Consider the following 13,158-nt stretch of genomic DNA (forward strand, 5'->3'; position numbering starts at 1 on the left):
TTTAATTCCTTTCAAAATAGGGGGGTGGGTGATGAGGCGGGCAGAATCCGTAAAAATGACGAGACTGTCTCACACTGATTAGAGAATGTCCATCACCTTTATTTCCAATGATTTATCTTATCATATTTAGAAGGAAGCGTTAATAAATGGGTTCTTTACGCCAATACGAAGTGTATGGGAAATCCCGTGAGCCGCGCTTCATTGGGAATTGATTATAAGCTCCTCCGAAGAATACCATACCTAATACTACTCGTTAAGTACGGAATTAACGATAAGGACTACGTAGTAATAAATCTAACGAGGCTCGCCAATGACATTGGCACAACGCCACAGAATGTATTTAAGATAATAAATAGGCTTGCTGAGGAGGGATTGATAATTAAATCCACCGTTAGTGGTCAGTTAGCTATTAAATTCACGCAAAGGGCTTCCGAGGCTCTTCAATTCGTGATTGACACAATTAGGCACTACCTCGATGAAAGATTGGTGATTAGGCTCGTTGGCCACGTGGTCTCCGGGCTTGGTGAGGGTGGCTTCTACATGAGCCTTGATGGCTATGTTAAGCAGTTTGTTGAGAAGCTTGGGTTTAAGCCATACCCTGGAACCCTCAATATTAAGCTTAAGCCGGAGTACGTTAAGTACAGGCTTTACCTAGACGCACTGCCTGGCATTTACATAGAGGGCTTTAGCAATGGTGTTAGGACTTACGGGGGTGTTAAGTGCTTTAGGGCGACTATTCAGGGATTACCCGGCGCCGTCCTGCTAATCGAGAGGACGCATCACGGGCCTGACATCGTAGAGCTCATATCGCCTTATAAGTTAAGGGATAAGCTTGGCCTTAGGGATGGTGATGAAATCGAGGTATTAGTAACCCTATGAATTAACTACCTAGTGAGGCAATTTGAAAGTAATGTTATGTATGCGAGGTTTTCAAGGACCTCAGCCCTATTGAGTGCCTCATATGGCGTTGAACCCACCGTGACTAACCCATGGTTTCTTAGAATCACGGCAGTAATATTTTTCTTAGACACTGCCCTCGCGACAGCATCGGCAAGCTCGGCGCTTCCTGGTTTTAGGTAAGGAACTTCTGCGATTTCACCAACGTACGAAATAGCCTCACTAAACGATAAATCAACTTTAAGACCTGCCCTAGTCAAAGCCAGTATGTTGGGCGGGTGCGTGTGGAGTATGAACTTCACATCATCCCTAACCCTGTAAATACCCACGTGCATCCTCCACTCACTACTGGGGTTTCCGCCGGACACAATAGTCCCATCAAGCTTAATCTTAACAATACTCTGTGGTTTTATGAGTGTCTTTGGCATTGAGGTCGGCGTGATTAATACCTCATCACCACCTAGCCTAGCACTTGCATTACCGCCAAGTAGGTCTACGAGCCTTCTCGCGTATGCTAACCTAAATATTTCAACAATAATCCTTCTCAGGGATGCCTCATTCATACAAGGGGCGTTATTTGATGGGCATAAAAAACATACTCTATGCACTGCAAAACGTATAAACAGTAGTATGCGCGCCATATAATTTAATGGGTTATATCGATGCCCACACCCACATAGTGTTTAGGGAGACGGTCACGGAAGAATTAATAAACTTCGCCCTTAGGGAATGGGGCGCATCACGTGAGGCTCTAACTATGAGCGTCTCTGATGTTGTTAAGATACTTGATGATGCGGATATTGATTACGTGGGTATCATGGCCTACCCATCTAGGAAGTTGGGCATTGCGAAGGAGGATTACGCGATAAGGGTTGTGGATGCCGTTAGGGACTATGCCGATAGGTTTGCAGTTATAGGTGGTGTGGAGGCTAATGAGCTATCCATCGAGGAGACCAGGTACTGGCTTGAGAGGCAGTACGAGGCCGGCATTAGCGCGATTAAGATACACCCGCCGCACATGTGGCTCAAGCCAAATGCGTATAGGCCGGAGGAGGGCGGTCTAAGGCAGCTTGAGCTTGTTTATCAATTTGCAGAGGACCACGGACTACCGGTATACATACATACCGGAACGAGTGCCTTCTCAAGGGCTAGGAATAAGTATGGTGACCCGATATTCGTGGATGACGTTGCGGTGGACTTCCCAAGGCTGACAATAATAATGTCCCACGTGGGCAGGCCCAACTGGGTACCCACGGCGTTCCAATTAATCAGGATAAGGCCGAACATAATTGCTGACCTCTCAAGCATACCACCGAGAAGGGTCCTGGAGTACCTGCCAAGGCTTACGGAGATAGGCGACAAGGCAATTTACGGCAGTGACTACCCAGGCCCTGGGGTTCACGACATAAAGGCAAACCTAAGGGAATTCCTAAACATACCAATACCGAGGGAGGTCATGAAGAAGATCGTGGACGACAACCCAAGGAAGGTCCTAAAGCCATTATCGAGAAATAGGTAAAAACCAAGTCGATCAATGCCGCGAAGCCTCGGCCAAGCCACTGTTCAATCCTGCTCGGCCCACCTTTTATGAACAACTAAGGTAAAAAAAGTCCGTAAGTAAGTACTGAGTTGATGTCTATGCCCAGGTGGGTCCGTAACCCACGCCTAATAGCCCTAGTGATGCTCTCGATGGCGGCCTTATCCATAACCATCATAGCCCTAGCCCAAGCCCAAGTATCAACTCAACCAAGGCTCTTCATGACGCTCGCAGGGCAGGCCTACGAAATAAACTACTACAACGTAACCATGCTCCCGGCACCCACGGTAGTAGTCCACGGCTACGTGAACGGGACTCCAGCCCCATTCACCGTAAGCCTATTCGCAATAACGCCGAGGAGGATATACACGGTGGGTTACTACTACGGAGTAGGTACAGTGAGCATAAACTTGACTGGCGCAATAATGAGCGAGGTAGCCACTATCTGGCTAGACGAGTACGGTAATAACGTCATGCCGTCACTAATGGCCTTCATAACCTACGGAAGCAATAACGAGACCTGGACCGTGATAGCGGCAATACCCTACAACCCAAGCTGGATAATCGAGAAAAAGCCTATAGAAATATCGATAAATGCGGAATTCAACAAAGTAAGGCCAGTCCACGCGATACCCCTCAAAGGCACCGCTGTGAAGGTAAGTACGCAGAGCACCCAGGCGGGTCAGGTCAATGGTAGTAATGACCCATTTGGATTCACGTACGTAGGCAGTTGTTCATCAAGCAGTAACATTGCGTATCCACCAATACCGTCAAGTACCGAGACTGTTACTTACTATTGGGTCCTCGAGCAATGTAGTGAGTTTGAGGGTGGCATACCCTTAATGTTCGTTGGTTGGGGTTCTGATTTATGGAACATCATTAACGCGGAAATAAAAATCAGTAATATTGGTGGGACTGCGCAAAAGGATTCAGGACTCTTTGGTGTGCTTAATGAGAGTGGTATAAATGTCCCTAACGGGCTTGTGCTTGTGGGCCCAACATACACATTCAGTAACACATATACAATTACTATGCCTAGTAGTATTACTGACGTATTTATTGAGTATGGCTCTTTAAATGAAGAGGTAAGCTCAGGCATTATTTATTACACCGTGCCGGGCAGTGGGTTTTTCTACATTGGCTTGCCCTCCTACGTCGCTTACGTGGCCTTCCAGGAATATGAAGCTACCTCATTTTATTCTGAGCCAACGGGCTTCTGGGCTAATGGTACGGAAACCCTGGCGCCGCTGCCCACGGACTTCTCCGGCTCATACCTCTACGTCTACCCATACCTGGACGTTGGCAATGGCTCAATGACAGGCTCCTTCCTAGGCATAATCTATGTGGCGAGAAATTACGGAAAAATGCTCATCAACCTTGACGATGCATACTCAACAGTAAGCTCATACTGCGGGCCAGCACCACCGCTTACAGGGTATTCAGGTAATCAATACTACATAGGATACTCGTTGTCATCAATAACAAGTGCTTATAGCCCAAACATAATTGGCTGGGCATTTATGATAGGCGGTTTATTTGCCTTAGCAGCACCTGAAATAGCGGAGGCCATGGGTTTAAGTCAAACACTTTTAACATTCATAAAATACCTTAGCATAGGGATTTCCTCAGCCTTAACCATAGCCGGCGCATTTGTGAATACGGCACTCGTGAACCAGTACAACTTTGGCCTAACCGCCACTGTGTACGTCTACTTACCGTCGCAGTATACGCCATTATACGTCACATTTATTGGAAGCCCAAAGGTAACGAGTACAAGTGGTTCACAGTCCCTCTATCCAATGGGTATTATTGTGAATTCCACGAATTATTACAACATGGGAGGATTAATCAGTGGATTACAATGTAATACATGAGCACGTAACTTCATATAACCATCATCTTAGCGAGTCTAAAATCAAATTACCATAATTCTTGACATTGGCTCATGAGGCAAAGATTAAAAAGGGAGCACGGGATTATTGATCTTGCGGGGGTGCCCGAGCCTGGTCAAAGGGGGCGGACTCAAGATCCGCTGGCGAAGGCCTGCGTGGGTTCGAATCCCACCCCCCGCACCAGTAATTAATCTTCATGACTTAGGTTATGCCTATAGTGTCATTTATTTCCTTGTTTTGTTCTATTCTTTGTTCGACTTAATTTAGTCTATTGTGTTTATTGCTTTGATTTTTAATCTTTATATACGCTTTTTAGTAATATTTCAATTTTAATATATACGTAATGCTTAAAAAAGTTCTCAAAGAATAGGCTGCGATGTCCGGTCTCGTGCTTCAAGTAACTACTTCAATAACTAGTGCCTTGTCTAGTATGTTGAGTGAGTTGATACTTGCTATACCATCTATAATACTTTTTATAATAATAGCATTGATAGGTTATGCGATAGCCGTTATTGTGGCTAGGGTTATTAAGAGACTTCTGCCTGCGTTGATTAAGCAGGCTGGTTTGAGCCCTGAGATTGTTAGTATTATTGCTGGTGCCGTTGAGGCCTTTATAATCCTGATAGCGCTTGCCATAGCCTTCTCAGTACTGAGTCTTGGGCCTGCCACTGTTTGGGTTGCGATGATTGCCAAGTACCTGCCATCATTGGCTGGTGCCATTATCTTACTAACTCTGGGCTTATTGCTCGTTGATTTACTGGTTGATTACATGCAGAAGAAGATGGGTGCAACTGATGAGTTGCTTGCAACGATAATTAATGTGCTTAGGTTTGGTCTTTATGCTGTGATAATAACAATAGCCGCTAACCTGGCGATCTTCTACTGGATACCCAATATAAGCCCGTACCTATTCTACGACATAATAATAGCGTCAATAATCCTACTCTTTAGCTTCAGCATTGTTAATAAGGCGATCAATGACATAAGTAAGGAGCACCCAGAGATGAAGGCTGTGCTCGGCTATGCAAGGTTAATTCTCTACGCAATCTTCATATTGGTCACCGTAGCCATTATCGTGCAGCCCTTCGCAAACATAACGCAGATAATCTACGCCATGGCATGGGGCTTGGCAATAGCCTTTGGTATAATAGTGATACCATTAATATACGCACTTGCCAAGAGAATAGTGCAGACGTAAGTATACCACATCACGGCTTAAAAATTAAAATTCGTCTATCTTTGGTAGTATGTTGATCCTCCTCTGAAGCTTTGCGTATATCTTTATCCAATCAATTTTGAATATCACGAAGGCGAGTGCCGTGAATAATACGGCCATGACTAACTGGAATGTTGATAAGGCCATGCTCGGTTTCAGTAATCCGTATAGCGATGAGAAGAGGAGGAGCTCTATTGGTATTTCCACGGAGCCCTTTATTAGCTTGCCAATGAGTATGTAGGCATTTAGTTTTGCCAGGTTTATTGACGCCGCCCCAGTACTTATGTATAAATAATCGTCAAGGGGCAACCCAGGAAGTGCCGCCAATATTATCACTAAAACACAGAGTGGTGCCTTATTAGATAATAACATTATTAGCTTCACGGCGCTGGTCCTCCTGAGGGGCTTCCTTAATGCGTAACCTAGGGCGTAGGATACGTTCTTAGAAATTGAGGCGCCGATTGCCGTTACAGCAATTACCAGGACTACGTACTGCATCGGCGATTTAATACCTAGTAACGTTAGTGCGGCATATACCGTGTATGCCTCTCCAAAGAATGGTAGTGCGTTGCCTATGAAGCTTATGAGGAAGTCCATTATTAATAGTGCTGTTATGTTCATTATAATCAGGGTCTAGGTGTGGTTGTTTTTAGGCTTTTTATTGAGAATACCGCGATACCCACAGCCAGCGCGATTAATGCAATACCCGCCGTTAAGGCCGCTGCATTGTAATTAGTTGATGGGTTGAGTGCTGGGTTTAATGATACATTGACGGTATTATTTACACTTATTGGTACTATACTCGATATTGTGAATGCGGCGCTGCATGAGTTTGTTGATGATGCTAATTCATAGAGTGCCTGCGAGTATGAGGCCGCCAGTTCATAGAGCTGGAGTGCGGCTGCCAAGTCATTTACGTCCCCTGTTGAGTTGTATTCAGCTAGGTAATAATTGCCGAAGTCTATGTATGAAATCGCAAGCATTGGGAATAGGTTACAGTTGTTTTCTGCCTCATACGTATTAAACACCGCCAATTCCTTCACGTAATCCGTAATATTGACTAGGTATTGGGTATTTACCTGCCCATTTATCACGGGCGTAAATAATAGGTGCAGCATCGCATCATTGCTCGATATGACGTCAAGACTCTGCGCAAGCGCCAATGGGTAAAGGCCATTTTGGTAATTATTCTGGGCTTCCTGAACCTCCTGGGTTATGGAGTTCATGCCTTGAAGGAGGCTCGATGCGCCCACGGCATTTGATAGTGAAAGTGTGTACTCGGTTATTGACTGCGCGTACACCAGGTACATGCTTGTTAATTCCTCGAGGTAGTTCTCCGATATTGGCGCCCCACCCTTTATGGCGTTCAATACAGCCAGCCAATCACCCAGGGTCTCTATCCTAGCCTTGGCATAGGCGAGGTTACTTATCGCGTCACTAATATCATTGCTTGACAAGTCCTGTGATGCCGCGCTTAATGATTGCTGAGCATCGAATATCCTATCATAAATACCGATCACTATGTCTATGTTCGCGGTAGTCACATTGTAATGCTGCAGCGTATTTTCATAGTACTGCAATTCATTACTTAATTGATTGAGTAAGCCCTCTAATTGCGAGGCCGTGTAATTCTGCATTTCGTCCTGGTAATAATTAATTAATCCCTGGAACCCAAGGCTTGCCGCCGTGTAGTACATGCCCTGGTTAGCGTAATTTATTGCCTCATTGATGTACTTGGAAACATTTGGGTCTGTGGAGTTTATGGCGCCCGTGCTCACTATCCTATTGTATATCCTCATCCATAGGAATTTAGTAACATTAACATATGCCTGAGTCTTAAGTGCCTGCGATGGTATTGCTGGTATTGACATGCTCACACCCGTGAAGTAGTAAATGGCTTGCCTAACGTCCATAATGGGTATTACTTCAACGCCGAGGCTCCTTCCATAGCTTATTAAATTAATTACCTGCCCAGTGCTGGTTTGGTATATTTGTTGTCCATAGGGTATCAGCACTATTTCATAACCCTCCTGAGCCGCTGCCTTGATCTTAGCCGGTAAACCACCCACGGGCCCAATTGAGCCATCAGGCAGTATCATCCCGGTCATGGTGACGTCCGGGCTTAGAGTGTGGTTCGTTATTAACGCCCACATTGCAACCGTCATGTAACCACTCGCTGATGGACCACCTATCTCGAGGGTTGTCGGTTCAACGTTTATTAAGAAGTTATACTCATTGAATGGTTGATTTGCTAAGTACGTGGCGACTAACGCCGCTATCTGCGATGATGATAAGAATGTGCCACTCTCTGCGGTTGGTAATGGGCTCGACGCAACGTATACATAGCCTGAGCCTGGCTTCATGGCCGTTACCGTTATATTGATTACAGCACCGCTGTTGTTCGATGAGACGGCTAACGCATGTATGGTTATTGACCTAACATATACCGTTAATTCCTGCCACTCACCCGCTAATGCATACGTAAATACACTCAATGTCAAAGCTAACATTATTAATACTATAATGCCTAATGACTTGTTATGTCTTGCCATACAAGGTGACGGTGATTCCTTAATTAATAAAGCTTACACACTCAGTAGTGTTTAACTCATGGTGAGGTTAAAACCCCGTGTCATGCTAATAATGATATTAGCACCGCCTTAGCCGTATGCAGCCTATTCTCCGCCTGATCCCAAACAACGCTTTGTGGACCATCAATCACATCATCAGTGACCTCCTCACCCCTGTGGGCAGGTAGGCAGTGCATGAATACTGCCTGAGGACCTGCCTTCTTCATAACCTCTGCATTAACTTGGTATGGCCTAAATACCTTCTTTCTCTCTTCGGCCTCGGCCTCCATACCCATGCTAACCCAAACATCCGTGTACACCGCATCCACGCCCCTAACATCCTCAATATTATCGCTGATTACTATATTAGCGCCGGTCCTCCTTGAATCCTCAGTAAGCAATTCGGCGAATTTACTTGGCCAGTACTTCTTCGGGGATATTATCCTAACCTCCCAGCCGAGCTTGGCGCCTATTATCATTAATGAATGTGCCACGTTATTATCACCATCACCAACAAACGCCAACTTAATGCCATCAAGCCGCCCCTTAACCTCCCACAATGTTAATGCGTCGGCCAGTACCTGTAATGGATGCTCCCTATCACTTAAGGCATTTATTACTGGCACCACCGCGTATTTAGCCATTTCGATTAACGATTCATGCTTATACACCCTAGCCGCAATGGCATCCACAAACCTATCCACTACCCTTGCTGTGTCTGCTATGGTCTCACCACGACCCAACTGAAGCTCCTGCGGATTTGAGTAAATTACGTGCATCCCTAACTGTGTTGCCGCCACATCGAGGCTGACCCTAGTCCTAGTGCTTGGCTTCTCAAAAATCATAAGTAATGTCTTACCCCTTAGCACATCGCTGTACCGCTCTCCCTGGTAATACCGGGACTTAAGATCCCTAGATAGGCCTAATAGGTATTTTATTTCGTCCGTTGTATAATCCATGAGTGTTATGAAGTCCCTACCCCTAAGTGACTTTATGTTAGTCACGATAAATAACTGCGTGGCTAGAGTATTAAAGCATGACCTCACGGCGTTAAGTTTTTATAGTGAGTACTCAGTCATGAGCCGTGGCTAAGAACAGGGATGAAGTACTTAAGGTTCTTGAGGATTGGGGTAATTCCGTAACAAACACAATACTCAATAATGAGGAGCCAATCCTCGAAATACCATCGAGAACGCTCAGCAACACGATCTGGGACCCAAAGAAAAAGATGCTGGTGCTCGGCCCTGAGAAACTGAGGAGGAGATTCCTCGACCTCAAGGAGTCCAAGAGGTTCATGCAAACCATGCTAATGCTTAGGCTAATAGTTCAGGCGATTAGGGAAGGCGTCTACCCAACAATAAGGGACCTATACTACAACGGTAAACACACCATGGAGTTTAAGGCGGACATAATAAATAAGGTCATTAGGGAAAACACGTGGGATGAACAGTCAGAGTCCAATGCGGTAATTGAGGATATTGAGGTGGCCACGGGAATACTCAGGGAGGAGATGGGGCTTTCGGCAGATGTTAAGGGTAAGGTTGTAGGGCCGATAATCGTTAGGTCAAAGGGCTTCGAGATTGACGCTACGAAACTTGGTGATACCGCATTGAGCCTTCCACCGAATCCGGACGATCTAGACATTGTTAAGGTTGAGGCTAATTACGTGCTCGTTATTGAGAAGGACGCGATATTCCAAAGGCTCAATAGGGAGGGCTTCTGGAATAAGGAGAGTTGTCTATTAATTACGGCTAAGGGCATGCCTGATAGGGCAACGAGGAGGTTTGTTAGGAGACTTAATGAGGAATATGGGTTACCCGTTTACGTACTGACTGACGGCGATCCATACGGGTGGTACATATACAGCGTTTATAAGAGTGGTTCGATAAAGCTCAGCTATGAGAGTGATAGGTTGGCGACGCCCGAGGCCAAGTTCGTGGGTGTTACAGCAACGGACATACGCACTTATAAGATTAGTGATGAGTACGTGATAAAGGCTACGGATAGGGATTTGAAGAGGGCCCAGGAATTACTCAGGTATCCCTGGTTCCAGAGTGATCATTGGAAGAAGGAGATTGAGCTCTTTCTAAGGACTAAGAAGAAGGTTGAGATTGAGGCCTTATCAACGCATGGCCTGAGGTTCCTCCATGATTACCTAATTGATAAGATACACGGTAATAAATTTATTGATTAAACACAATTAATGCAGGAATAATCATTTTAAATGCGCAATTAGGTTGTGTCATCATAATGTTAATTGATAATTATGGGAGACCCTGGTTGAAGCTTAGGATTGTGGTCAACAGCGTATGTAACTACAGATGTATCTTTTGTCACTTTGAGGGGCAGGGCAAGTTTCTGAGTAGGGAGTTAAGTGCTGAGGACATTGGTTTTGTGGCATCTGTGGCTAAGGAGTTGGGTGTTGATGATTTTAAGATAACGGGTGGTGAGCCGTTGCTACGTAGGGATATTGTTAAGGTTGTGGATGAAATAAGTAAGGTTGGTCCTAAGGACCTATCATTAACAACCAATGGTTATTTACTTGATGTTTATGCCGAGGAACTGCTTAATCATGGGTTACGTAGATTAAACATATCTCTCCATTCATTAGATCGTAGGAAGTATAAGTTCATAACTGGGGTTGATGCCTTAGATAAAGTTCTTGAGAATATTGATTATGTGAGCGGGCTGGGTTTTAAGCAAATAAAGCTAAACATGGTTGTACTAAGGGGGCTTAACACAGATGAGATACCAATGATGATAAGGTTTGCCGCTAAGTACGGCTTCGTCCTTCAGCTAATAGAGTTAATGCCCATGGGTGATGGCTTCCCCGTATTTGCCAGGTACTACGATGACCTGAGCGACATAATTAATTGGTTGAATAAGCACGGTAAGTTGCTGGGGACTAGGAAGGATCTTCATAATAGGCCCATTTACGAGGTTGACGGGGTTAAGGTTGAGATAGTTAAGAATTATAATAACCCAGCATTCTGTGCGGGATGTACGACGATGAGGTTAACAAGTGATGGTAGGTTAAAGACCTGCCTATACAAGGAGCCCGTGGTTGATCTATGGCCATACATAAAGGCAAGGGATAGGGAGGGTTTGATGAAGGCGATGATGTACGCGAACTCACTAAGGAAGCCTAATTTCGTGGAGGGTGCATCTGGTGATTTGAGTAGGATAAGGATTAGGGTGCGTGTTGGGAGTCTCGTTTATTGATACTTCGTCTTATTACGTATTTAATGCCTTTATAATTACTTGTGAGGGTCACCGTTATTTCAATTGGGTTTAGGGTCCTTACGAACTCATTTATTAACTCGTTAATTAGGTCCTCGTGATAAATGACCCTATCCTTAAATCCATCTAAGTACTCCCTGAGGCTGTTCAATTCCATATAGATACAACCACCATCACTGCATGTTGGCTTATAGTCCACCTCAATGACGTAATTATCAATGTTGTGATCCACCGGGCATATTGCTGAAAAGGATGTCTCAAGATGTACATAATCAACAGGTCCTGCCTTTATTGTCCTTATCATTAAATGGACATAGCACTTTCAATGTTTATACATATTAACCTCTCATTACATAACTTCCTAATCACCGCCCTTAATTTATCAAGTTCATTCTCGTTAATCCACACCTTAATGATCTCCCTATCACCAGATATGAACGTGACAGACCAGGTATTAAACCTCGGTATTGAGGATATCGGTATTAACCTGGTGTTAACGACCCTCACAGTATTAATCACAGGCCTTACCCTAATCCTAGTTACTTCATATATTGGCAACTCAACCCTCTCAGTACCTCTTAACGCCACGAATCTATCGCCAAATATCATGACCTCGCTCCTCTTAATGACCCTCTTAGCCGCAACCATTATTAGGGCTATGAAGATCGGCGGTAGTGAGGTGAGTATGGCATCGGTGATTGATTGTGTTATTACGTAGATAACCACCGCGCCTATAAGCATGAGTGTAATGACGATGCCGGCATATAGGTTAATGATGTATGCGGGGTCCTCAATGACGTGCCACAAAGGCCTGCTCATTTTTAGGATGGAGGTTTAGAAAATTATTAAGGCTTATTCCATGAGCTCGCTCACTCCAGTTTTATTCACGGGCATCCTCCAGTCGATTCCTAAGGTCCTCATGGAAACCCTAGGCACTATTGGCGGCTTTCTCTTATGCTCAGTATTCAATACCCTGCGCCACACGGCCTGCACAAGCTCGATGGGCTTACCCGTTGCCTCAGCAGCCTGTTCAACACTCATCCTATAATCAACAAGCGCATGTAGAATCACATCAACATCCTCATACTTAACACCGAGCTCACCCTCGGCTGTCTGACCCTCCCAAAGCCTTGGGCTTGATGGTTTGAAGGCGATATTGTCGGGTAAGCCCAGGTACTTGCCCAGGTACCTAACCTGCGTCTTGTATAGGTCACCGATTGGCAATATATCGACACCGCCATCACCGTACTTCGTGAAATACCCAATTAATAACTCGCTCTTATCTCCGGTACCCGCCACCACCTTATTGAACCTATTGGCGAAGTAATAGAGTAGTGTCATCCTAATCCTAGGGAGGAGGTTGCCAACGGCTATCTTATCACTCTCATCAAACCCAGGTATTGACTCGGCGAAGGCATTCCTAATCCTTCCAATGTCTATGTAGTAATACTTAATCCCTAGGGTCTCAGCTACGTATTTAGCATCCCTAATGTCCTCAGGCGGTGTCGTCTTATAAGGCAGTATCAGCCCAATAACGTTATCCCTGCCTAGGGCCTTAACGAGTAGGTATGCAGTAACGCTGGAATCAACACCACCACTAAGTCCAATGACTGCGCCGGACGCACCCGCATCTCTAACGTATGACCTAATGAAGTCAATAATCCTCTGCGTTACGTACTCATAGTCAATGCGTATTAAGTTCTCAAGGGTTATTTTGGGCACATGAGGATTAGTAATTAACGACTTTTATTACTTACTCATTTGCAAAATGGAGTTTGTATTTTAATACCCCACTGGCATCATTGA

The 13,158-nt window shown here is 44.9% G+C and carries 13 protein-coding genes and 1 tRNA gene; 7 read left to right on the forward strand and 7 right to left on the reverse strand.

Annotated features, from left to right (window positions below; translation table 11 throughout):
* Positions 1 to 174 precede the first annotated feature (174 nt).
* A complete protein-coding gene (locus VDIS_RS09910; protein ID WP_013337110.1) occupies positions 175 to 879 on the forward strand; it encodes a DUF120 domain-containing protein in 705 nt (234 codons plus the stop codon).
* Between the two features lie 5 nt (positions 880 to 884).
* Here the strand turns inward: VDIS_RS09910 and VDIS_RS09915 are convergent, their stop codons facing one another.
* Positions 885 to 1,460, reverse strand: coding sequence for a class II aldolase/adducin family protein (locus tag VDIS_RS09915; RefSeq protein WP_013337111.1), 576 nt, complete (start codon positions 1,458 to 1,460; stop codon positions 885 to 887).
* A gap of 86 nt (positions 1,461 to 1,546) precedes the next feature.
* Between VDIS_RS09915 and VDIS_RS09920 the strand changes: the two genes are divergently transcribed.
* The 4 genes from VDIS_RS09920 (at position 1,547) to VDIS_RS09935 (ending at position 5,524) form a co-directional block, all read left to right on the forward strand.
* The gene (locus VDIS_RS09920; RefSeq protein WP_013337112.1) at positions 1,547 to 2,416 is read left to right on the forward strand and encodes an amidohydrolase family protein; all 870 of its coding nucleotides are present in this window, start codon (positions 1,547 to 1,549) and stop codon (positions 2,414 to 2,416) included.
* 119 nt (positions 2,417 to 2,535) lie between these two features.
* On the forward strand, positions 2,536 to 4,308 hold the full coding sequence (locus VDIS_RS09925) for a hypothetical protein (RefSeq protein ID WP_052885824.1): 1,773 nt from the start codon (positions 2,536 to 2,538) through the stop codon (positions 4,306 to 4,308).
* A 113-nt stretch (positions 4,309 to 4,421) separates the two neighbouring features.
* Positions 4,422 to 4,509 (forward strand) — tRNA-Leu (locus tag VDIS_RS09930).
* A gap of 193 nt (positions 4,510 to 4,702) precedes the next feature.
* Positions 4,703 to 5,524 (forward strand): mechanosensitive ion channel family protein, encoded by an 822-nt coding sequence (locus tag VDIS_RS09935; RefSeq protein ID WP_013337114.1) that lies wholly within the window; start codon positions 4,703 to 4,705, stop codon positions 5,522 to 5,524.
* Positions 5,525 to 5,548: 24 nt separating this feature from the next.
* On the opposite strand, the gene VDIS_RS09940 is transcribed toward VDIS_RS09935, so the two are convergent.
* The 3 genes from VDIS_RS09940 to argF all read right to left on the reverse strand — a co-directional run bounded on the left by VDIS_RS09940 (position 5,549) and on the right by argF (position 9,116).
* A complete protein-coding gene (locus tag VDIS_RS09940) occupies positions 5,549 to 6,163 on the reverse strand; it encodes a hypothetical protein (RefSeq protein ID WP_013337115.1) in 615 nt (204 codons plus the stop codon).
* 5 nt (positions 6,164 to 6,168) lie between these two features.
* A complete protein-coding gene (locus VDIS_RS09945; RefSeq protein ID WP_013337116.1) occupies positions 6,169 to 8,094 on the reverse strand; it encodes a S16 family serine protease in 1,926 nt (641 codons plus the stop codon).
* 80 nt (positions 8,095 to 8,174) lie between these two features.
* Positions 8,175 to 9,116 carry an ornithine carbamoyltransferase gene (gene argF, locus VDIS_RS09950; protein WP_013337117.1) on the reverse strand — a complete coding sequence of 314 codons (942 nt, stop codon included), beginning with the start codon at positions 9,114 to 9,116 and terminating at the stop codon, positions 8,175 to 8,177.
* An 80-nt stretch (positions 9,117 to 9,196) separates the two neighbouring features.
* Between argF and VDIS_RS09955 the strand changes: the two genes are divergently transcribed.
* Complete coding sequence (locus tag VDIS_RS09955; RefSeq protein ID WP_013337118.1) at positions 9,197 to 10,306, forward strand: DNA topoisomerase IV subunit A; 1,110 nt, start codon at positions 9,197 to 9,199, stop codon at positions 10,304 to 10,306.
* Between the two features lie 56 nt (positions 10,307 to 10,362).
* Complete coding sequence (gene moaA / locus VDIS_RS09960) at positions 10,363 to 11,334, forward strand: GTP 3',8-cyclase MoaA (protein ID WP_013337119.1); 972 nt, start codon at positions 10,363 to 10,365, stop codon at positions 11,332 to 11,334.
* Here the strand turns inward: moaA and VDIS_RS09965 are convergent.
* From VDIS_RS09965 to VDIS_RS09975, 3 genes are read right to left on the reverse strand one after another with little or no spacing between them, the layout of a single operon-like run.
* On the reverse strand, positions 11,303 to 11,656 hold the full coding sequence (locus VDIS_RS09965; protein ID WP_013337120.1) for a GTP cyclohydrolase I: 354 nt from the start codon (positions 11,654 to 11,656) through the stop codon (positions 11,303 to 11,305). The two genes, moaA and VDIS_RS09965, sit on opposite strands and share 32 nt — an antisense overlap.
* Complete coding sequence (locus tag VDIS_RS09970; RefSeq protein ID WP_013337121.1) at positions 11,656 to 12,171, reverse strand: hypothetical protein; 516 nt, start codon at positions 12,169 to 12,171, stop codon at positions 11,656 to 11,658. The genes VDIS_RS09965 and VDIS_RS09970 overlap by 1 nt, the downstream gene beginning before the upstream one ends.
* Positions 12,172 to 12,204: 33 nt before the next feature.
* Positions 12,205 to 13,074, reverse strand: a complete 870-nt coding sequence (locus tag VDIS_RS09975; protein WP_013337122.1) for an NAD+ synthase — start codon at positions 13,072 to 13,074, stop codon at positions 12,205 to 12,207.
* Positions 13,075 to 13,158 lie beyond the last annotated feature (84 nt).

The organism is Vulcanisaeta distributa DSM 14429 (genome assembly GCF_000148385.1).
Lineage (GTDB): Archaea > Thermoproteota > Thermoprotei > Thermoproteales > Thermocladiaceae > Vulcanisaeta > Vulcanisaeta distributa.

Excerpts from the sequence above, each read along its gene's own strand:
- VDIS_RS09910 (WP_013337110.1), top strand. The coding sequence starts at position 175 with ATGGGAAATCCCGTGAGCCGCGCTTCATTGGGAATTGATTATAAGCTC.
- VDIS_RS09915 (WP_013337111.1), bottom strand. The coding sequence starts at position 1,460 with ATGAATGAGGCATCCCTGAGAAGGATTATTGTTGAAATATTTAGGTTA.
- VDIS_RS09920 (WP_013337112.1), top strand. The coding sequence starts at position 1,547 with ATGGGTTATATCGATGCCCACACCCACATAGTGTTTAGGGAGACGGTC.
- VDIS_RS09925 (WP_052885824.1), top strand. The coding sequence starts at position 2,536 with ATGCCCAGGTGGGTCCGTAACCCACGCCTAATAGCCCTAGTGATGCTC.
- VDIS_RS09935 (WP_013337114.1), top strand. The coding sequence starts at position 4,703 with ATGTCCGGTCTCGTGCTTCAAGTAACTACTTCAATAACTAGTGCCTTG.
- VDIS_RS09940 (WP_013337115.1), bottom strand. The coding sequence starts at position 6,163 with ATGAACATAACAGCACTATTAATAATGGACTTCCTCATAAGCTTCATA.
- VDIS_RS09945 (WP_013337116.1), bottom strand. The coding sequence starts at position 8,094 with ATGGCAAGACATAACAAGTCATTAGGCATTATAGTATTAATAATGTTA.
- moaA (WP_013337119.1), top strand. The coding sequence starts at position 10,363 with ATGTTAATTGATAATTATGGGAGACCCTGGTTGAAGCTTAGGATTGTG.
- VDIS_RS09965 (WP_013337120.1), bottom strand. The coding sequence starts at position 11,656 with ATGATAAGGACAATAAAGGCAGGACCTGTTGATTATGTACATCTTGAG.
- VDIS_RS09970 (WP_013337121.1), bottom strand. The coding sequence starts at position 12,171 with ATGAGCAGGCCTTTGTGGCACGTCATTGAGGACCCCGCATACATCATT.